General features: G+C 63.9%; 17 protein-coding genes and 1 riboswitch. Of the genes, 8 read left to right on the top strand and 9 right to left on the bottom strand.

Annotated elements, in window-relative coordinates; all coding sequences use genetic code 11:
* Positions 1-17 precede the first annotated feature (17 nt).
* A riboswitch (cyclic di-GMP riboswitch) is annotated at positions 18-104 on the bottom strand.
* A 201-nt stretch (positions 105-305) separates the two neighbouring features.
* From I6L36_RS17475 to I6L36_RS17465, 3 genes are all read right to left on the bottom strand, one after another.
* A complete protein-coding gene (locus tag I6L36_RS17475) occupies positions 306-3,767 on the bottom strand; it encodes a PAS domain-containing hybrid sensor histidine kinase/response regulator (protein WP_216986753.1) in 3,462 nt (1,153 codons plus the stop codon).
* 63 nt (positions 3,768-3,830) lie between these two features.
* Entirely contained in the window at positions 3,831-4,973 is a 1,143-nt protein-coding gene (locus tag I6L36_RS17470) for a 3-phenylpropionate MFS transporter (RefSeq protein ID WP_109111711.1), read from the bottom strand.
* Between the two features lie 263 nt (positions 4,974-5,236).
* A complete protein-coding gene (locus I6L36_RS17465) occupies positions 5,237-7,330 on the bottom strand; it encodes a TonB-dependent hemoglobin/transferrin/lactoferrin family receptor (protein ID WP_109111712.1) in 2,094 nt (697 codons plus the stop codon).
* A gap of 195 nt (positions 7,331-7,525) precedes the next feature.
* On the opposite strand from I6L36_RS17465, the gene I6L36_RS17460 reads away from it, so the two are divergent.
* The 3 genes from I6L36_RS17460 to I6L36_RS17450 are packed head-to-tail and all read left to right on the top strand — an operon-like array spanning position 7,526 to position 9,507.
* On the top strand, positions 7,526-8,494 hold the full coding sequence (locus tag I6L36_RS17460) for a ChaN family lipoprotein (RefSeq protein ID WP_109111713.1): 969 nt from the start codon (positions 7,526-7,528) through the stop codon (positions 8,492-8,494).
* A 14-nt stretch (positions 8,495-8,508) separates the two neighbouring features.
* Positions 8,509-9,060 carry a cysteine hydrolase family protein gene (locus tag I6L36_RS17455; RefSeq protein ID WP_039040040.1) on the top strand — a complete coding sequence of 184 codons (552 nt, stop codon included), beginning with the start codon at positions 8,509-8,511 and terminating at the stop codon, positions 9,058-9,060.
* Positions 9,061-9,099: 39 nt separating this feature from the next.
* Positions 9,100-9,507 (top strand): hypothetical protein, encoded by a 408-nt coding sequence (locus I6L36_RS17450; protein WP_109111714.1) that lies wholly within the window; start codon positions 9,100-9,102, stop codon positions 9,505-9,507.
* Between the two features lie 64 nt (positions 9,508-9,571).
* Here I6L36_RS17450 and hutZ read toward each other — a convergent pair whose 3' ends face one another.
* Together hutZ and hutX are read right to left on the bottom strand one after the other, a co-directional pair.
* Positions 9,572-10,129 carry a heme utilization protein HutZ gene (gene hutZ, locus I6L36_RS17445; RefSeq protein ID WP_010673228.1) on the bottom strand — a complete coding sequence of 186 codons (558 nt, stop codon included), beginning with the start codon at positions 10,127-10,129 and terminating at the stop codon, positions 9,572-9,574.
* A complete protein-coding gene (gene hutX, locus I6L36_RS17440; protein WP_069784549.1) occupies positions 10,126-10,638 on the bottom strand; it encodes a heme utilization cystosolic carrier protein HutX in 513 nt (170 codons plus the stop codon). The genes hutZ and hutX overlap by 4 nt, the downstream gene beginning before the upstream one ends.
* Before the next feature lie 167 nt (positions 10,639-10,805).
* Here hutX and I6L36_RS17435 point away from each other — a divergent pair, with 167 nt between their 5' ends.
* The 3 genes from I6L36_RS17435 to I6L36_RS17425 are packed head-to-tail and all read left to right on the top strand — an operon-like array spanning position 10,806 to position 13,486.
* Positions 10,806-11,651 (top strand): hemin ABC transporter substrate-binding protein, encoded by an 846-nt coding sequence (locus I6L36_RS17435; RefSeq protein ID WP_109111715.1) that lies wholly within the window; start codon positions 10,806-10,808, stop codon positions 11,649-11,651.
* The gene (locus I6L36_RS17430) at positions 11,648-12,679 is read left to right on the top strand and encodes an iron ABC transporter permease (protein WP_039040072.1); all 1,032 of its coding nucleotides are present in this window, start codon (positions 11,648-11,650) and stop codon (positions 12,677-12,679) included. Before I6L36_RS17435 ends, I6L36_RS17430 begins: the two co-directional genes overlap by 4 nt.
* A gap of 15 nt (positions 12,680-12,694) precedes the next feature.
* Entirely contained in the window at positions 12,695-13,486 is a 792-nt protein-coding gene (locus I6L36_RS17425) for a heme ABC transporter ATP-binding protein (protein ID WP_109111716.1), read from the top strand.
* 97 nt (positions 13,487-13,583) lie between these two features.
* On the opposite strand, the gene I6L36_RS17420 is transcribed toward I6L36_RS17425, so the two are convergent.
* Positions 13,584-14,192 (bottom strand): YitT family protein, encoded by a 609-nt coding sequence (locus I6L36_RS17420; RefSeq protein ID WP_039040037.1) that lies wholly within the window; start codon positions 14,190-14,192, stop codon positions 13,584-13,586.
* Between the two features lie 292 nt (positions 14,193-14,484).
* Between I6L36_RS17420 and I6L36_RS17415 the strand changes: the two genes are divergently transcribed.
* Positions 14,485-15,834 carry a UDP-glucose/GDP-mannose dehydrogenase family protein gene (locus tag I6L36_RS17415; RefSeq protein ID WP_109111717.1) on the top strand — a complete coding sequence of 450 codons (1,350 nt, stop codon included), beginning with the start codon at positions 14,485-14,487 and terminating at the stop codon, positions 15,832-15,834.
* A complete protein-coding gene (locus I6L36_RS17410) occupies positions 15,831-16,829 on the top strand; it encodes an NAD-dependent epimerase (RefSeq protein WP_109111718.1) in 999 nt (332 codons plus the stop codon). Before I6L36_RS17415 ends, I6L36_RS17410 begins: the two co-directional genes overlap by 4 nt.
* A 41-nt stretch (positions 16,830-16,870) precedes the next feature.
* Here I6L36_RS17410 and I6L36_RS17405 read toward each other — a convergent pair whose 3' ends face one another.
* From I6L36_RS17405 to I6L36_RS17395, 3 genes are read right to left on the bottom strand one after another with little or no spacing between them, the layout of a single operon-like run.
* Positions 16,871-18,559, bottom strand: coding sequence for a glycosyltransferase family 39 protein (locus I6L36_RS17405; protein ID WP_174213868.1), 1,689 nt, complete (start codon positions 18,557-18,559; stop codon positions 16,871-16,873).
* Positions 18,549-18,908, bottom strand: coding sequence for a lipid-A-disaccharide synthase N-terminal domain-containing protein (locus I6L36_RS17400; RefSeq protein ID WP_042881297.1), 360 nt, complete (start codon positions 18,906-18,908; stop codon positions 18,549-18,551). Before I6L36_RS17400 ends, I6L36_RS17405 begins: the two co-directional genes overlap by 11 nt.
* On the bottom strand, positions 18,908-19,648 hold the full coding sequence (locus I6L36_RS17395) for a glycosyltransferase family 2 protein (RefSeq protein WP_124813446.1): 741 nt from the start codon (positions 19,646-19,648) through the stop codon (positions 18,908-18,910). Before I6L36_RS17395 ends, I6L36_RS17400 begins: the two co-directional genes overlap by 1 nt.
* Positions 19,649-19,779: the final 131 nt, after the last annotated feature.

The following is a 19,779-nucleotide window of genomic DNA, read 5'->3' as shown; positions in this document are numbered from 1 at the left end:
CCATGGACGATACAACCTGTGGTGGCCCCGCTATCCTAGGTACGCAGACCCTTAGACCGGAAGCTTTGCGTCCCGGACTTTCATCCGGTTTGCCTTTTTGCACAACTTGATTTGCGACAAAAATAATCGACGAATGACTATAGAGGAGAGTCGCCCGGGTGCCACCTGCCAAAAGTGACACCCAACAAGACTCAATTATCACCAAATCTGGAAAATGGCGACGAAAGAGGCGCAATCATCGGCGATCATGACGTCTGGATGGCATCCAGAAAATGTTCAGCCAATGCTCGATTCTGTGAGACCAGTCACTGAACCGGCATCAGCAGGCTGTTCATCAGGGCGCGCAGCTTGAGAGGTTTGACCGGTTTGCTCACGTAGCCGAAGCCGTGCTCACGGATCTGTGCCTGCAACTCGCTCTTGCGATCCGCACTGATGATGATGCCGTCGATACCGTTGCCGTGGGCCAGCCTGATCATGTGCAGCGCCTGCAACCCTGTCTTGCCGTCATCCAGGTGATAATCCGACAGCACCAGCGCAGGAAGGAAGCCGCCGCCGATGATCTCTTCCGCCTGCTCCTGGCTCTGGGCACAGCGCACCTCGCAGCCCCAGCGTCCCAGCAGGGACGCCATCGCGATGAGGATATCCTCCTCGTTGTCGATGCAAAGGATCCTGACCCCTTCCAGCTGACTGTCTCGCAAGGCCGGGGTCGTCACCTGGCTGGGGATGACGGGCCGGGTCGCGAGGTTCAGGGTGATGGCAAAGACGGACCCCGCTCCGGGCCAGCTGCGCAGGGAGAGCTGATGACCCAGCACCTGCGAAATGCCGCGGGCGATGGCGAGCCCGAGGCCAAGCCCCTGCTCCCTGGCGGTGCGGGAGTGATCGAGGCGGGAAAACTCGTCGAAGATCGCCTCCTGCTTGCCCTCCGGGATGCCGGGGCCGTTGTCCCACACCTCGATGCGCACCTTATCCCCCATGCGGCGACAGCCGAGCAGCACCCGACCGCCGGGGTTGTAGCGAAATGCGTTGGTGAGGAAGTTCTGCAACACCCGCCGCAGCAAGCGCACATCGCTGTAGACCGCAAGGCGGCTCTCCACCACGGAGAACTGGATCCCACCGGCCTGGGCCAGCACGCCGAATTCCGCCTTGAGATTGTCCAGCACATCGCTCAGGGCGAAATCGAGCTTCTTCGCCTTGAACTTGCCCGCCTCGAGGCGCGAGATGTCCAGCAAATCCGTGATGAGATCCTCGGTCGCCCCCAGGGCGTCGTCGATGTGGCGAGCGATGCGGGCCGGTTCGTCCTCCGGGGGCAGCATCTCCAGCAAGGAGGAGGTAAAGAGCTTGGCCGCGTTCAGCGGCTGGGTCAGGTCGTGGCTCACCGCCGCAAGGAACCGGCTCTTGGACTGATTTGCCCTCTCCACCTGCTGGTTTACCAGCAGCAGTTGGCGATTGAGTTCGGAGAGCTCGTGGGTGCGCTCGGCCACCCGCGCCTCCAGGTGCTCGTTCGCTTCTCGCAGCACCCGCTCCGCCGCCCTGAACGGGGTGATGTCGGTGAAGGTCATGACAAAGCCCCCCGCAGGCATGGGGTTGCCCTGCATCTCGATGACCCGGCCATCGGGACGCTCCCGCGCCGAGACATGGGGGCTGCCACGCTTCATGAAGGCAACCCGCCGCGCCACCTGGGCTTCGATGTCTCCCTGGCCGCACAACCCCTGTCCGGCGTTGTAGCGGATGATCTCCTCGATGGAACGGCCCACCTGAATGAGACCGGGGGGATAGGAGAACAGCTCGATGTAGCGTCGGTTCCAGGCCACCAGCCTGAGCTCCCTGTCCACCACGGAGATCCCCTGCCCCATGTGTTCGATTGCCCCCTGCAACAGGCCGCGGTTGAAGCGGAACATGTCGGAGGCCTCGTCCACTATGGTGGCGATCTCCTCGAGCTGCATGTTGCGTCCCTGCAGGGCGGAGGCCAGCACCAGGCGGGCGGACGAGGTACCGAATACCCCCGCCAGCAGTCGCTCCGTGTGGGCGATGAGCTCGGCGGAGGCCTGCATCTGGGGCGCCAGGGTGCCTCCCCGTTCGCCCGCGAAGCGGCCGAAGGCCCGCTTGACGCGGCTGGAACCGACGAAGCGGGCCGCCAGCATCTCCAGCTCCTTCACCGAGACCCGCGCATGATAGAGCGCCGAGGTGTCCCGGCTCGTCTTGCCGACGAAGTTGGCTGCCTGCAGCCGCTCGCTCACCGCCGCCCGTGACAGCAGGGAGCCCGCCACATAGCCGACCAGGTTGAGCAGAAGACTCAGGAAGAGGCACCAGGCCCCCAGACTCAGATCCCGCACCGCCGGCCAGTCTGGGGGCGCCAGCAGGGCTTCGAGGGGGGAGCCTGCCAGCAGTCCGCTCTCCGCCAGCAGGGTCACGAACCAGAGGCTGACCCCGAGGGCGAGCCCGAGATAGACGCCCTTGCGATTGCCATGACGCCAGTACAGGCCAAGCAGCAGGGCCGGTGCGAACTGGGCCACGGCCCCGAACGAGAGATAGCCGATGCGCGACAGACTGGTGAGATCCCCGAGCCAGAGATAAAGCGCCCAGGCCGCCAGCAAAATCAACAAGATGGCGCCCCGACGCACCTGCAGCAGCAACCGCATCAGGCGCTCGTCCCGCCCCTGTTGCCAGACCCGGCGCAGCAGGACCGGCAACACCAGATCGTTGCTGACCATGATGGCCAGAGCGATGGTGCAGACGATCACCATGCCGGTGGCCGCCGAGGTGCCGCCGAGAAATGCCAGCATCGCCATGCCGTCGTAGCCGAGCGACATGGGGAGGCTTATCACATAGGTGTCCGAGGCCATGTCTGCCCCGACCCACTGCTTGCCTGCCAGCGCCAGCGGCCAGATGAAGAGCCCCATCAGAAAGAGATAGAGGGGGAAGATCCAGCGGGCCCAGTGCAGATCCTGCCCCTGGTTGTTCTCCACCACGGTCACGTGAAACTGGCGCGGCAGGCAGATGACGGCGCACATGGCGATCAGGGTGTAGATGGCGAGCTCCAGCAGGCCGCCCGGCGTCACCGCCACCACCGCATCGAGGAAGTCGCCCGCCACCAGGGTACGCGCCTCGCTCGGTCTGGCGATGATGAGCCAGAGCGCAAAGCCCCCCACCGCCATGAAGGCGAGCAGCTTGACCACGGACTCGAAGGCGATGGCCACCACCATGCCCCTGTGGTGCTCGGTGGCATCCAGGTTGCGGGTGCCAAACAGAATGCTGAACAGGGCCAGCAGCAGGGTGACCCCCAGCGCCAGCTCCGCCATGTTGCTGGTGGGGCTGACCCCCGTGCTGTTGGCCATCAGCAGATCGAGCCCGGTGACGATCGCCTTGAGCTGCAGCACCAGATAGGGAAGTATCCCCATGACGGCGATGAGGCTGATCACCATGGCCAGGCGCTGGGACTTGCCATAACGGGCGGCAATGAAATCGGCGATGGAGGTGATGTGCTCGCGCTTGGCCACCAGGATGAGGCGGGCCAGCAGGCGCCAGCCAAACAGGAACACCAGCATGGGGCCCAGGTAGATGGGCACCGGCGACCAGGGGGATTCGCTGGCCTGGCCCACTGTGCCGAAGAAGGTCCAGGAGGTGCAATAGACCGCCAGCGACAGGCTGTAGAGCAGAGGCTGCCCCTTGGGGCGACGGCGCTTGTTCTTGTCCGCCACATAGGCGATGAGGAACAGCAAGCCCAGATAGGCGAGCGACAACCCGATCAGCAGCCATCCTTGGTGCATCTCTCTACTTCCCTTGTCCAGATAAGTCGGAGGTCTGCCGCGCCAGAGACCGGCAGACCTGTGTCATCGGCCCTGTTCAGGGCTCTCTTCACGCAGCCGCAACACGAAGACCGGCAGCACTACCAGCACCATGATAAAGAAGATGCCGCCCCCCAGCGGCTCGAACAGCACGCCGCAGATCGCCATCAGGGCCGCCACCGTCATGCCAAGGCCCAGGGCCGCATAGAGCGCCTGGGTGGGGATCTGCTGCTCCGCGGGCAACTGGCGGGTCATGAAGCGGATGGCGCCGAGGTGACTGACGCAGAAGGTGACCCCGTGCAGCAGCTGGCCGAGCACCAGCACCGCCAGATCGGTAGAACTGCCGAGCAGCACCCAGCGCACCACGCAGCCAAGGGCCCCCACCAGAAACAGGGTCTGGGCGCCAAAGCGCTGGAGGAAGCGCTTGTCCGCGGCGAACATGGCGATCTCCGCCACCACTCCCAGAGCCCAGAGATACCCGATCAGGGTGCCGCTGTAGCCGGCGCTCTTCCAGTAGATGGCGCTGAAACCGTAGTAGGCCGCGTGGCTCCCTTGCAGCAGGGCGGTGATGAGCAGGAAGCGGCGCACCGGGGCCGACCTGAGCGTGACGAGCAGCGAGGCCTTGGCCCGCTCCCCTTGCAGCTCCCGGGGGGCGGGTCGCAGCGGCAGCGCGCTCAGCCCCAGCATGATCAGCAGCCCGGCCACCATGGTGTGCAGCACCCAGTCGCTGCCGAAGTTGCCCACCAGGGCCCCCACCAGGGTCGAGGCAACGATAAAGGCGAAGGAGCCGCACAACCGCACCTTGCCGTAATCGAGGTGGGTCTGCACCACCATGCGGGTGGCAAGTGCCTCCCCCATGGGCATCAGGGTCGGGTAGATGAAGTTCGCCGCCAGGGTCAGCGCCACCAGCCACCAGAGGCTGTGGTCGAGATAGAAGCCCATAAACGCCAGCAGGCTCAGCAGGCAGAGCAGCCGGGTGACGGGCAGCAACTGGCCCGCCCCCTTGACCCGTCCCATCACCATCAGGTTGCCGGCGAAACGGATGGCCATGCCGATCCCCAGCAGCAGGCCTATCTGTTCGGCGCTCACTCCTATGCCTTCCAGCCAGAGGGACCAGAACGGCAGGTAGGCGCCATAGACGAAATAGAAGGCGCCAAAGAACAGGGCTAACCAGGAGAACGCGGGCATAGGGGCTCGGCTGCGGAACAAGGGGCACAAATGATAACCGATTTCGGGGCGGGGATCCCCAGGCATCGCCCAGGGTAAAAACCAGAAATATCAATAAAGTTGAACCTTTGTCACATCCCCCTGTCTATCTGGATAACACCGCTTCCTGATGAGTGTTGCAATCCTTCCACCCGCCCCTGGCGGGTTTCTTTTTGGGGTCGGTTTGGGCCGCCAGAAACAGAGAAGGGGCCCAGAGGCCCCTTCATCATTTTCATTGGCAAATATCAGAACACGTATTTTACCCTTGCACTCAGGTTGCGACCCGGCTCGGTCTGACCGCTGGTGTCCGCGCTGGCGGCCTGGCCCGTGATGCTCTCGTAGCTCACGTACTCCTTGTCAAACAGGTTGAAGACCCCGACGTTGAGCTGCAGATCCTGCATCGGCTTGAACTGGGCGTAGAGATCCACCACACCCCAGCCGGCGCTCTTGATGTTGTCGTTGCCGCGGGAATCCTTGCCCACCTTGTCCATGTCGTCGGCGAAGCGCAGGGCGGTGTTGATATTCCAGTTCGGCTGCTCCAGACGCACCCCGACACTGCCGTTGAGGGGGCTCAGGCTGTTGATGTAGTTGCCCTCGCCATCCTTGCCCTCGATGTAGGCCAGGTTGCCCCAGACGTTCACCAGATCGCTGAGCCAGTAGTCCGCCCTGACCTCGGCCCCCTTGGTGGTCGCCTTGTCCAGGTTCTGATACTGATACAGCGCGGTGCGCCCCTCTGTGCCCACCCCCGTCAGCTCGATGAAGTCGTCGAACTTGTTGTAGAAGGTCGCCACTTCATAGCTGAACCCGCCACGGCTGCCACGCACGCCGAGATCGATGCCATCGCTGCTCTCTGGCTTGAGGTTAGGGTTCGGCTCGATGCGATAACCGTACGCCTGGTGGTTCAGGGTGGAGAAGGCGTTGTCATACATGGGCGCCTTGAAGCCGTGGCTGTACTGGGCGAACAGGTTGGCCGCCTCGTGAGCCTTGAACACCAGCCCCAGCTTGGGAGAGAACTCTCCTTCGGAGATCTTCTTCATGTTCTCGCCCGTGTAGGCGGGATCCTCGTCCGGGGTCATCTTGTAGTAGTCGTAACGGGCGCCCGGGGTCAGCACCCAGCGCTCGCCGAACTTGATCTCGTCGAAGGCCCAGAGCGCGCTGCGCTCGCTGGTGGTGGACGGGAAGCTCAGCTCGCTGTAGCCGACGAAGTCCCCGGGCACTGTCGGTGCCTTGAAGCGGGTACGCTCGTTGTCGGTGTGCTCATACTCCACACCCCAGGCCAGACGCTGATTGACGAGCGCCTTGCTGAACTTCACCTGGGCCCCCAGGCTCTCCTGCTCGAAACCGTTGTGATCCAGGGAGTTCTTAGTCACATAGGGGTTGCCCGGCATGACCGGATACTTGGAGGAGGCGTACTGATCCAGGGTCTGCTTGGCGCGGCTGTAGTAAATCTTGCTGTCCACGCGATCCGCCCAGGGGGCGTTCAGGGCGAGGCCGTGATCCAGCACCAAGGAGAGGTTGTCGGTCTCCTTGTCGGTGATCGGCTGGTTGAAGACGGAACCAGCCTTGGTCAGGTCGACCGCGTGCGGATCCTGCCCCTCGGTGAAGTAGTCGACCGTCAGCTTCAGGAACTGATCGTCGCTGAGATTCCACTTGCTCTTGAACAGCACCGCCTGGCTGACGATGTCGAACTCCTCCTTGTCGCCGTCATGGTTCTGGGTGACCCCGCCGTCGCGCCAGGTGTAGCGCAGCAGGTTTTCGAACTCCCCGGTGCGCAGCGCCCCCGTGATGCCCCCCATCTTCTGGTGGCTGCTGGAGGCATAGCCCGTGGTCGCGTCCAGGTAGCTGTCGCGGCCCTTCAGGAAGTCGCCGGCATCCTTGGTGGTGATGGCGATGACGCCCCCCAGGGCATCGGAGCCGTAGGCGGCGGACGCCGGCCCCTTGGCCACCTCCACCTGCTTGATCATGTCGGTGTCGAAGTAGGTCTGACCCACACCGCCGTTCTTGTAGGCGTCGTTCTGGCGCACGCCGTCCTGCACCACCTTGACCCGGTTCTCGCTCATGCCGCGGATGGTGAAGGTCTGGGCATCTCCTGCGCCTCCCTGCACGCTCACCCCGGGCTCATAGCGGAACAGATCGGCGACGTTGCTGACGACCTGCTCTTCAATCTGCTCCGAGGTAATGACGCCGATGGGACCGGAAACATCTTCCAGCTTCTGTTCCATCCGGGAGCCGCTGACGACCATGACTTCATCGGCTTTCTTGTCTGCGGCGAAAGCGGGGGAGATCAGCCCGGCCGCCACGGCGAGGGCTATCAGGGAGGGGGTGTTGTTGTGCGCCACTGCAAAGTCCTTATTGAGAATTATTATCAAGCGGAAGGCATATTACCCCGCCAGAGACAAAGATCAATAATAAAGTGAATCATTCTCATTTCACTTTATCGTCATTCCCCCTTACACTGGCGCCACTTTTTGCTCGCCATGCCGCCATCCCATAGTGCAGCCTTTTCCCATCCCCTGTTTCTTGAGTGAGTAACCATGATCCGACGACTCCCCCTGCTCGCCCTGCCCCTGCTGCTGGCCGCCTGCGCCACCACGCCACAGAACACCCCACCCGAGACCCTCTATCACGCTCGGCTCGATACAGCCCAGGGGCAGGCGCTGACCTTCGAGCAGGCGGTGACGCGGGTGGCGGATGCCGACATCGTGCTGGTGGGGGAGCTTCACACTCACCCGGCCATCCATCTGTTGCAGGCCCGTCTGCTGGCAGGGCTTGACGAGATGTCGCAAGCCGATGGCCGGGTCCTGGTGCTCTCCATGGAGCAGTTCAGCCGCGCCGATCAGCCGGTGCTGGATGCCTACCTGGCCGGACGCATCGGCGAATCGGCCCTCATTCGAGATGGCCATGCCTGGCCCAACTACCAGAGTGATTACCGCCCTCTGGTGGAGTTCGCCAAGGCGCAGCACCTGCCAGTGATTGCCGCCAATGCCCCCAAACCTCTGGTGAGCTGCGTCGGTCAGGAGGGACCGGCCTGGCTCGACAAACTGCCGGCCAATCGCCGCAGCCAGCTTGCCCGCGAGCTGACTCTGGGGGATGACGGCTACCGCCAGAAGTTCATGGCCTCCATGCACCATGGGGATGCGGACGGCAACGCCCGTCGCTTCGCCGCCCAGACCAGCTGGGACGACACCATGGCCGAAAGCATGGTGGATTATCTGGGCAAGCATCCCGGCAGGCGCATCATGCATATCGCAGGCAACTTCCACGTGGAGGGGGGACTCGGGATCGCCAGTCGCATCGCCAGCCGCAATCCGGCACTCAAGGTGGCGCTCATCGTGCCGCAAACCGGTGACGAGACAGCCCCCGGGAGAGACGCAGATGTCAGGGTCCACATCGCTCCCCTGCCGGAACGCTGGCTAAATGCAAAGGAAATGAAGCAAGATATGGGCGCACTGCATCAATCCCGAAGCCGTGACTGCAGCCAATGGTTGCAACCCTCAAAATAGCCCAAGGATTTCATATGGATGTGCTACTCGTCATCGACATGCAACAGGGGTTGTTCGATAACCCCCGCCATCAGGATGCTCAGGTCATCGCCAACATCAATCGTCTGGCCGATCGCGTGCGGGGCCAACACGGACGGGTCATCTATGTGCAACACGACGAACCGGGTTCCGAACTGGAACCTGGCAGTGCGGGCTGGCAACTGCACGCCGATCTGGCCCCATCTCCCCACGACAGCCGGGTGCGCAAGACCGCCTGTGACAGCTTCCTCGATACCGAGCTCGGCTTCCTGCTGGCAGAGCAGTCGGTAGACAGACTGCTCATCTGCGGCTGTGCCACCGACTTTTGCGTCGATACCACGTTGCGCAGCGCCGCCGCCAGGGGCTTTGACGCCTTTGCGGTGACCGACGCCCATACCACGGCGGACAGGCCGCACCTGAGTGCGGAGCAGATCATCCAGCACCACCACTTCATGTGGCGGCATCTGAGCCTGCCTCAAGGCAGAAGCGTGACCCTGCTCACGACGGATGAGCTGCTGGCCACCATTCAACCCGAGCGGGCGTGTTAAGCTGCCCGTCCTGATGTGAACACCCGATTGGAGTCTTGCGTGCCTCTACTCTCTGCCATTGCCCTCACGCTGCTGTTACCGGCGCTCACCGCCTGCTCCGGATTGCCGGGGGCAGCACCCGATGGCCCGGCCCCCCTGTTCCACACCCATATCAGCGACGACGGGAGCAAGCGCTTCACCTTCGAGGCCGCCCCTCTCGACGTCCTGCCCACCCGGTTGCAGGAGGGAGATGACAACCGGCTGAGCCACCGCGACAAGAGCCTGCTGGAACGCCGGGAAGCCCTGCAGGACGAGCAGCTCACCCAGATGCTGGCCACGCGCAAGTATTGCCGAAGCGGCTATATCGTCCTCAGCCAGACCTCCTGGAAGATCCGCGGGGAATGCAACGAAAGCGCCACCCAGGCCGATCGCGATGCCTTCCCCAACCAGGCAGGCTGGCAGGAGTAACCCGGGACATAACAACAAAACGGGCAGCCCAGGCTGCCCGTTTCTCATCTCGCTAACTGTCCCCTCAAACGGGTTCATCCGCCGGGCTGGTCAGCTCGGCGCCGTTGTCGATGCGTTTGTGTCCTTCCACCAGGTGAACGAAGTCAACCAGCTCGTCGCCGGAGACACGGAATGCCTGACCGAATCCCTTGACGAACAGTCCCTGCTCGGGCTTGAGCCGAAACAGCACGAAGTCCTTGAGGTTGGAGAGCCCTTTGACGATCTCGCCGAAACGCCCTTCCAGCGCCGCAACGGCCTTCTCCCAGCGTGCGTCGTCGCGCGCCACCACCTCGGCGACCGCATCGAAGGTCAGACGCTTGCGGGCAAACAGCTCGCGGGCCCCGGTTTCGTCCTCGATCAGCATCAGCGATACCTTGGGCACCTGTTGCAGGTTGCGGGCGTGGCGAGCTATCTCGGAGATGAGCACATAGTATCCATCTTCCTGCAGCACGAAGGGGGCATAGCTGGCATTGGGGTTGCCTTCGCCATCTACAGTGGCGAGCTGCAGGGTACGGCAACCGTCGCGGAACTCGCGGATCTCCGGTTGCAGGCGGTTTTGCAGGCGCTCCTGACGTTCACTCATGCTTTCACTTCCTCTTGATACTGACGGCGCAGGGCCATGAAACGCTCCACCTGCTCAGGCAGCAGTTGACGCTGCTCGTCCCGGCCCAGGTAGATCTTGAAAATGCAGCGGCCACTGTGGCCGAAGAACTGGAAGGAGTGCCCCTCCTTGCCCATGAAGAGCTTGCTGACCAGGGCGATGCCCGCCACGTTGTCGAGCTTGAGGTGGCCGTGCAGTTCGCCGTCCCGCCCCATCAGGTTGTAGTAGCCGCGCGCGTTCTTGCCCTTGGGGAAGGGAGCCTTCACCTCGAAGATGGAGCCATCGGATTCGACGATGGTGGTCACCTGCCCCCAGCTGGACAGGTCCGCCAGCAGGGCTTCGGCCTCCCCGGCCGGCACTTGCGTCATCAAGGCGGCAGGCAGATGGCGTACCACCTCCCACTCGCTGACGGCCAGCTCGGTGGCGAGGGTGGACGGGTGGGCGCTCGGGTCTTGCTCCAGCAGCGCGTGAATGCGTTGTGCAATGCTCATCGGTTCTCCCTGGATGATCTGGCGATGGTGCTCGGTGTCGCGGCGGATACTGTAATAAAGCGCCCCAAGTAACGCAATTGATAATCGCTTTCATTCTCAGTGCATTTTGATGGACGACTTGATATTCTCGGCGGCAACCCTATTTCATTCACCCTTCGGAGGTTCGCATGGGCCGTCGTTTTGCCCTCGCATTCAGCCTGCTCGGCTGTGCCCTTTCCCTCTCTTCCCCATCCGTCATGGCGGTGGCGCGTATCGTCAGCATAGGCCCGGCCACCACGGAACTCATCCTGGCACTGGGAGGCGAGCAGAGCCTGGTCGCCACCGATGTCAGCAGTCCGGAGCCCAGAGGCGTGCCCAAGGTCGGCTATCACCGCGCCCTCGCCGCCGAAGGGATCCTGAGCCTCTCTCCGACCCTGGTGGTCGGCAGCGACGAGATGGGCCCGAACAGCACGCTTGATCAGTTGCGCCGTGCCAACGTCAAGGTCGAGGTCATGGCCACAGCCCCTACGCTGGCCAACCTCAACGAGCGTATCGATACCCTGGCCCATCTCCTGGGTGACCAGGCGGCAGGGAGCAAGCTCAAGGAGGAAATTGCCGCCCAGAGCGACACCCTGGCGGCGCAGGCGAAGCAGAACAAGCCCCTCAAGGTCGCCTTCCTGCTGCTGCACAAGGGTCAACCCACCAGCATCGCTGGCGGCAACACCACCGCCAGCGCCCTCGTCACCCTGGCGGGCGGCGTCAATCCGGTGGCTGGGCTCCACGACTACAAGCCCGTTTCCACCGAATCCCTCATCGAGCTGCAACCTGATCTGGTGCTGGTGAGCGGCCGCGACTGGCAGCAGTATCAGGATCCCGACGCCGTCCTGAGCCAGGTGCCGGCTCTGTCAGCCACCCCGGCAGGCAAGAACAAGGCTATCCACGCCATCGACGGACATGCCCTGCAAGGGGGCCTCAGCCTTCGTTCCCTGCAACAGGCGAACCAGATCGCCAAGTGGATCAAGCAGGGTTCCTGATGCGCCTGCCTCTGCCCTGGCTGCTCGCCCTGACCGGCTGCGCGCTGGCGTTGCTGCTGGTCGGGTCCCTCGCGACCGGCCCCATGTCCCTCTCCCTTGGCGAGAGCCTGCGCGCCCTGTTTGCCGGACCACAGAGCGGGATTGAGGCTCACAAATTATTGATCGTGCAGGAGATCCGTCTGCCACGAACCCTGCTCTGCATTGCCGTGGGGGGCATTCTCGGCCTCTGCGGCGCCGTCATGCAGGGACTGTTTCGCAACCCCCTGGCAGACCCCGGCATCATAGGGGTGTCGGGTGGGGCGGCACTCGGCGCGGCCCTGGCCATCGTGCTGCTCGCCCCATTGGGCTCGCACCTGCAGAGTCTGCTCGGCCTGGGGTTGCTGCCCCTGCTCGCCTTTCTCGGCGGAGCCCTCACCACCACCCTCGTCTATCTGCTGGGTACCCGGGAGGGGGGCACCTCGGTCACCGTGATGCTGCTGGCCGGGGTGGCCATCACGGCGCTCTCCGGCGCCGTCATCGGACTGCTCACCTACCTCGCCGACGATCAGATGCTGCGCAACCTGAGTCTGTGGCAGATGGGCTCCCTGGCGGCAGGCAAGCCGGTCGATGTGACGCTGGCGCTGCTGACCCTGGCCGCTTTGCTGCTGCTGTTCATGCGCGATGCCAATCCCCTCAACGCCCTGCTGCTGGGAGAGGGAGAGGCCCGGCATCTGGGGGTGAACGTGCAGACACTGAAGCGTCGCCTCATCCTGCTCACCGCTGCCGGTGTCGGCGTGGCGGTGGCCGTGGCGGGCATGATCGGCTTTGTCGGCCTGGTGGTTCCCCATCTGGTACGGCTGCTGGCCGGTCCCAACCATGTCCGCCTGTTGCCGCTGTCTGCCCTGTTGGGGGCTGGCCTGCTGCTGGGGGCCGACATGCTGGCACGCACCCTGCTCGCTCCGGCCGAGCTGCCCGTCGGCATCATCACCGCCCTGCTGGGGGCCCCCTTCTTCATCTGGCTCTTGGTCAAGAGCCGCCGAACCCTGTAACAGGAGATCGTCACCTTGCCCGGATCCCACTCCCCCCTGCTCAGTTGCCGGGGTCTTCGCCTCAGTCGTGGTAACCGGCTTATCCTGGGCAGCCTGGATCTCGACCTGCATGCCGGCAGCCTGACCGCCCTGCTCGGCCCCAACGGGGCGGGCAAAAGCTCACTGCTCAAGTGCCTGACCGGCGAGCTGGAACATGAAGGGGAGATCCACCTGTTCGGCCAGACCCGCAGGGGGTGGGCCGGCAACGCTCTGGCCCACCGGGTCGGTGTGCTGCCGCAAAGCTCCTCCTTGAGCTTCCCCTTCCTGTGCGAAGAGGTGGTGGCCATGGGCCGGCTGCCCCACAGCGAGCCTGCCAGCCGGCGCGACGAGATAGTCCGCGCCGCCATGACCCACGCCGGGGTCGACCATCTGGCGAACCGCCTCTATCCCGGTCTCTCCGGCGGGGAGCGTCAACGGGTGCAGTTCGCCCGGGTGCTGGCCCAGATCTGGCAGGCCCCGGAGGAACCGCAGCAAGCGCGGCTGCTGCTGCTGGACGAGCCCACCTCGGCGCTGGATCTCAAATACCAGCACCAGTTGCTCGCCATGGCCCGGGCGCTGGCCGGTCGCAACACCGCCGTGTTGGTGGTGTTGCACGACCTCAATCTGGCCGCCCGCTACGCCGATAGGCTGGTGATGCTGGAGCAGGGCAGGCTGATGGCTGACGGCAGCGCAGGCGAGGTGCTGACCCCGGCGCTCATCGCGCGACTCTACGACTACCCCGCACAGGTGATCCACCACCCCGAGAGCGGCGTCCCCATGGTGGTGTGACCCCCAGGGGCAGATAGCAACAGAGCGCCATCAGGCGCTCTGTCTTTTTGCGGTATCCAGCCCTGGGCTGACCAGCAGGGCAATCCCCACGGGCACATCAGGCTATCTGGTAGCGCCCCGGCTTGTGATTGAGTGTCAACACCAGATTACAGATGATGGCTGCCACCACGGAAAGCGCCAGCAGCCAGGGGGAGACCACGAAGAAAGAGGCGACCACGATGGCGCAATCCAGCCCCATTTGCAGCTTGCCTGCCCGCACACCCCATCTGTCCTGAATGAAGAGCGCCAGGATGTTGAAGCCCCCCAGGCTCGCCTTGTGGCGGAACATGATGAGCAGCCCCATGCCGATCAGGGTGCCGCCGATCAGCGCCGCATAGACGGGTTCGATCTTGCCGATTTGCAGCACGGCGTTGAGGTGATCCGTCATGAAGGAGACGGTGGCCACGGCGGCAAAGGTATTGAGGGTGAAACGCGGCCCCATTCTGAGCCAGGCCAGGGCATAGAAAGGCAGGTTCATGGCGAAGAACAGCAGGCCGAAGCTGATGCCGGTCACCTGTTGCAGCAGCAGCGCCAGGCCGGCGGTGCCACCGGTGAGCAGGCCGACCTGATGGAACAGGAAGATGCCGAGGGAAACGAAGCCTGCTGCGGTCAGCAAGGCGAGCACATCCTCATAGAGCGGGTGCGCAGAGCGTGAAGTGTTGTCCATAACCAGGTATCCAGTCGCGAAGCAAGAGAGTGTTGGCCGCCCGTCGGGCGGAGCGAGCCCCGTTAACCGGGGCTTCGTTATGCCGACAGTCTCCAATTTGAGTGAGATGGATCACAAGTCCCGCCCTTCACGCGCCAAAATGGTGCGCGTCATCCAGGCGTTACAATCCTTGCACCAAAATGTCCCACACTCACCGCCGGCCTGATGCTGAAAAACCTGAAACGGGCCGCTGCCCCCGCGCCCGAATCGTTCTAGAATGAGTCGCTTGTCACTGCCAGCGGAACAACAGCGGATGAGAGTCACCGTATTCGGAATAGGTTATGTCGGGTTGGTTCAGGCCGCCGTACTGGCGGAGATGGGTCACAAGGTGATCTGTGTGGATGTGGATGCCGACAAGGTCGCGGGCCTGAAAGAGGGGCGCATTCCCCTCTTCGAGCCCGGCCTCGCCCCTCTGGTGCTGCGCAATCATCAGGCCGGCCGCCTGATCTTCACCACAGACCCGGCACGGGCGGTGGAGTTTGCCGAGCTTATCTTCATCGCGGTCGGAACGCCGCCGGACGAGGACGGATCCGCCGACCTCCATCAGGTGATGACGGTGGCGGACACCATAGGCCGCCTGATGCAAGGGGGCAAGGTGGTGGTCAACAAGAGCACTGTCCCTGTCGGCACCGCCAGCCGGGTACGGCGACACATTGCGGAGCGCCTCGCCGACCGTGGTCTCGATCTTCCGCTCGACGTGGTTTCCAACCCCGAATTTCTGAAGGAGGGCGCCGCCGTCGCCGACTGCCTGCGGCCGGATCGCATCATCATCGGCACCGACTCCGATCACGCCTTCTCCCTGCTGGAGGAGCTCTACGCCCCCTTCAACCGCAAGCGAGACCGCATCCTGCGGATGGATGCACGCAGCGCCGAACTGAGCAAGTACGCCGCCAACGCCATGCTGGCGACCCGCATCTCCTTCATGAACGAGATGGCCACCCTGGCCGAAGCCCTGGGCGCCGACATCGAGGAGGTGCGCAAGGGCATTGGTGCCGATCCGCGCATCGGCCACCACTTCATCTACCCGGGCTGCGGTTATGGCGGATCCTGCTTCCCCAAGGATGTCAGGGCGCTGATCCACACCGCGAAGGAGGCGGGGTGCGAGACCCCCCTGCTGCGCTCGGTGGAGCAGGTCAACGAGGCGCAGAAGCACAGGCTCATGAACCGGCTGCACCACCATTTTGGCGCCAGTCTGTCGGGGCGCACCTTCGCGTTATGGGGACTCGCCTTCAAACCCAATACCGACGACATGCGCGAAGCCCCGAGCAGGGTGCTGATGGAGGCGATCTGGGCGGCAGGAGGCAAGGTGCAGGCGTTCGACCCCGAGGCCATGACCGAGGCCGCCCGCCTCTATGGCCAGCGGGCGGACTTGACCCTGTGCGACACCCAGGAAACCGCCCTCCAGGGGGCTGATGCCCTGCTCGTCTGCACAGAGTGGCAACAGTTCCGCGCACCGGATTTCGACCTGCTTCGCCAGACCCTGAAGCAGGCCATCATCTTCGACGGCCGCAACCTCTATGATCCGGCCCGTCTGCGCCAGCGCGGTTTCACCTACTATGCCATCGGCCGTGGCGACAGCCTGGCTCATCAGGAGGAGCGATGAAGTACCTCGTCACCGGCGCCGCCGGGTTTATCGGATTTCATGTGGCGCGCAGGCTCTGTGGCGACGGCCATCAGGTGGTGGGGATAGACAACCTCAACGACTACTACGCGGTGAGTCTCAAGGAGGCGCGCCTCGCCCTGCTCACGCCTCTGCCCGGCTTTCGCTTCGAACACCTCGATCTCGCGGACCGCGCGGCCATGGCCTCGCTCTTTGCCCACGAGCAGTTTGACCGGGTGATCCATCTGGGGGCCCAGGCCGGGGTGCGCTACTCCCTGGACAACCCCTTCGCCTACGCCGACAGCAACCTCACCGGCCACCTTACCGTGCTGGAGGGGTGTCGCCAGACCCGGGTGCAGCATCTGGTCTATGCCTCCTCCAGCTCGGTCTACGGGCTGAACGAACAGATGCCGTTCAAGCCGTCCGATGGGGCGGATCATCCCGTCTCCCTCTATGCGGCGAGCAAGAAGGCGGGGGAGCTGATGGCCCACTCCTACTCCCATCTCTACGGCCTGCCCACCACCGGGCTGCGCTTTTTCACCGTCTACGGCTCCTGGGGCCGACCCGACATGGCCCTGTTCAAGTTCGTGCACGCCATCCTGAACGGCGACCCCATCGACCTCTACAACCAGGGCCAGCTCAGCCGGGATTTCACCCATGTCGACGACATCGTCGAGGGGATAGTGCGCATCTCAGACAGCCCCCCCGCCGGCGATGCCCACTGGCAGGGGGCCCCGGACGCCAGCCCGGCCCCCTATCGCCTCTTCAACATCGGCAACGGCAGCCCGGTCAGGCTGCTGGACTTCGTGGATGCCATCGAGTCGGCCCTCGGCAAACGGACCATCCGCAACATGCTGCCCATGCAGCCCGGCGACGTGCTCGCCACCTGGGCCGACACCCGCTCGCTGTTCGACGCCACGGGCTATCGCCCCCGTATCGGGCTCAAGGAAGGGATAGACAGCTTTGTCCGCTGGTATCGGGACTACTACCGGGTCTGAGCCAAACGAGGTGGCAGGGTCCCCTGGCTCAGACCCTGCGCTCAGGATGAAGGGGTATAGCTGAAGGGCACCATGGTGGGGGAGAGCCCACGACAGGCAGGTTTGAGGGCCTGCGGGCCTGCCAGCAGCCAGTCGGTGCGGTGACGGTTGCCGAGGTTTTCCATCTTCGCGGGGTCAAAACACCTCACCATCAGGTCGGCGCTCCCCAGTACCCAGCGCCCGGGGGCAGCCCCTATCCAGGCGGCAGCTTCCCTGGCCTGCTCCCCGTCCCCCATCAGATAAGGGTAATGTTTCACTGGTTGCAGGCTAAACAGCAGATGCTGCTCCTTGAATCCCGCCAGCAGCAGTTCATCCCCCGCAGGCACCTTCTGCGCCGCTAATGCCATGACTGCCTGAGGGGTGCGCACCTCGTTGAGGCGCACGCTTATCCAGCAGGAGTAGATCAGCCACCCCACCGCCAGGGAGCAGAGAATGGCGGTCAGTGGCGCCCGGCGAAGCCAGGCATTGATCAGCAGCAAGGATCCCCCCAGCACCAGCAGGGGAAGCCAGGGATCCGGCCCCAGTTCCCCCAGACGGCTGGCCACTCTATCGCTAAATGCCAGCACCAGAGCCCCCACCAGCCCTGCCCCTCCCAGCAGCCAGCCGAGTCCGGCCAGTAGTCGCCCCGGCCAGACCCGGACCAGCAGGGTGCCGATGAAGGGTGCGGTCAGGAGCGCCAGGGCGGGCGTACCGGGCGTGATGTAGACGCCCCGCTTGCCCGGCGAGCAGGAGAAAAACAGCACCATCAGCACCAGATAACCTAGCAGCAGCAGGATACGCCTGTCCTGCGCCCGAATGGCGCGCCGCCAGGCCACCACCAGCCAGGGCAGCAGCAGGGAGAGCGGCAGCCAGAACGGCGGGATCACCGAGGTGAGGTAGTACCAGAAGGGTTTGACGTGGTGCCAGGCGCTGGTATAGCGAGTCACCGTCTGGCGCAGCAGTATGTTGTCTCTGTAGGCCAGCAGGAGGGGATCTCCGCTTCGGGTCACGGCCTCCAGCATGGGGACCAGCCAGAGGCCCATCGCCAGGGCCATGGCCAGCGGCCCGAGCAGGGCCTTCAGCCAGGCTGACAAAGGCGCGGCGCGGATTTGTGCCCTGTGGGTCCAGAGCGCGGGAAGCAGCACCAGCAGGGCCAGTACTCCCACCCCCTTGGTGATGACGCCAAGCCCCGCGGCAAACCAGCCGAGCCAGTACCAGCGCCACCCGCCACCGCAGAGGAGGAAGCGCAGAAAACCATAGAGACCGAGGGTGATGAAGAAGGTGACCAGGCCGTCGATCTGCGCCGTCTTGGCCTGCAGGGTGAACTGGACGGTAAAGAGCAGCAGCAAGCCCGCCAGAAATCCCGTCGCCGGATCCCACAGGCGGCGCCCCAGATCCCACACCAGCAAGATGGTCAGCAAGCCAGACAGCAGGGAGGGCAGCAGAAAGGCCACCTTGATAGAGCCAGTCAACACATAACCGATCGCGATCCCCCACATAAACAGCGGCGGCTTGTCCGGATAGAGCTCCCCGCCGCGCATGGGGAAGAGCCACTGGCCACTCTCCACCATCTCCCGGGCGATCAGGGCGAAACGCGGCTCGTCCGCCGGCCAGGGGTCCCGCAGACCCAGCCCGGCCCCCAGCACCACCAGCGCGATCAGCAGCAACCAGCCAAGGGACGTCTGATTGAGCAGGGTGCGATCACTCACCATGACGAGCATCCCCGGTCACTACCTTGTCCCGCCGCCAGCCCCGATGCTGGATATCGAGATAGAGGCTGTAGAGCGCGGTGAAGGTGGGGAAGAGGTTTTGCAGCACGCCGACAGAGTCCTGCTTGGGAGAGAAGGTGAAGTAGCTGAGCGTCATCAGGCTGCCGATCACGCTCATGTACCAGAACAGGCGCGGGATGACGGGTCGTCCCGCCCGCCTGGACGCCAGAAACTGCACCAGCCAGCGTCCGCCGAACATCAGCGCCCCTGTATAGCCGATCAGCTTCCAGCCGGTGACATGCACCCCGGTCCAGTCCAGCCAGTCGATGGGGGCAGACAGCCAGGCGTCCATCACTCCAGCATCTCCCGGATTTCAACCACCTTGGATCGGCGCTGCAACCACCAGACCCCGACCACATCCACCAGCCCGACCCAGAGCCGGTTCCAGACCCCGTATTTGGAGATGCCCGCCTGGCGCGGCCTGTGGTTGACCGGCCAGGGTGCCATGCGCCCCCCTTGTGCCTGGATCAGCGCGGGGATGTAGCGGTGCATATGATTGAAGGCGGGCAGTTTCAGATACCAGTCGCGACGCACCACCTTGAGCCCGCAGCCGGTATCCGGAATGCCGTCGCGCAGCAGCAGATCGCGAAAGCCGTTGGCCAGCTTTGAAGAGAGGCGCTTGACCCAGTCGTCACGGCGGTTGACCCGGTGGCCGATGAGGCCCACCTGGTATGGATCGCTCTGGTAGCGGCGCATCGCCTCCTCCAGCATGGCGGGGATGTCGGCGGGATCGTTCTGACCATCGCCGTCGAGTACCACCAGCCAGTCGCCACGCCCGTGGCGCACTCCGCTCAGCACCGCCATGCTCTGGCCCACGGCATGGACATGGCGTAGCACCTTCAGCCTGGGGAAACGCGTCTGCAAATCGCGCAGTACCACATGGCTGTCGTCCACACTGCCATCGTCCACATAGATCAGTTCGTACTCGAACCTGCCCCCAAGGGCGGCATCTATTTCGCCGACAAGCGGGGCCAGATTGTCCCGCTCATCCTTGGCGGGTACCACGACAGAGATATCGACCGATTCGACCATATGCATATCCTGCCCTCATCAGAGGCGCTATCGATTCACCCGGCAGACCCGACGACATTGCATCGTGGCCTGGCTGACATCATGCAAATACAAGGCGTTAGAAAACAACTCTGTCAGCATATTGAACTTCA

This window comes from Aeromonas sp. FDAARGOS 1406 (assembly GCF_019048565.1).
Lineage (GTDB): Bacteria > Pseudomonadota > Gammaproteobacteria > Enterobacterales > Aeromonadaceae > Aeromonas > Aeromonas caviae.
Note: the sequence above shows the minus strand (reverse complement) of the source record. Positions and strands in the feature narration are given on the sequence as shown.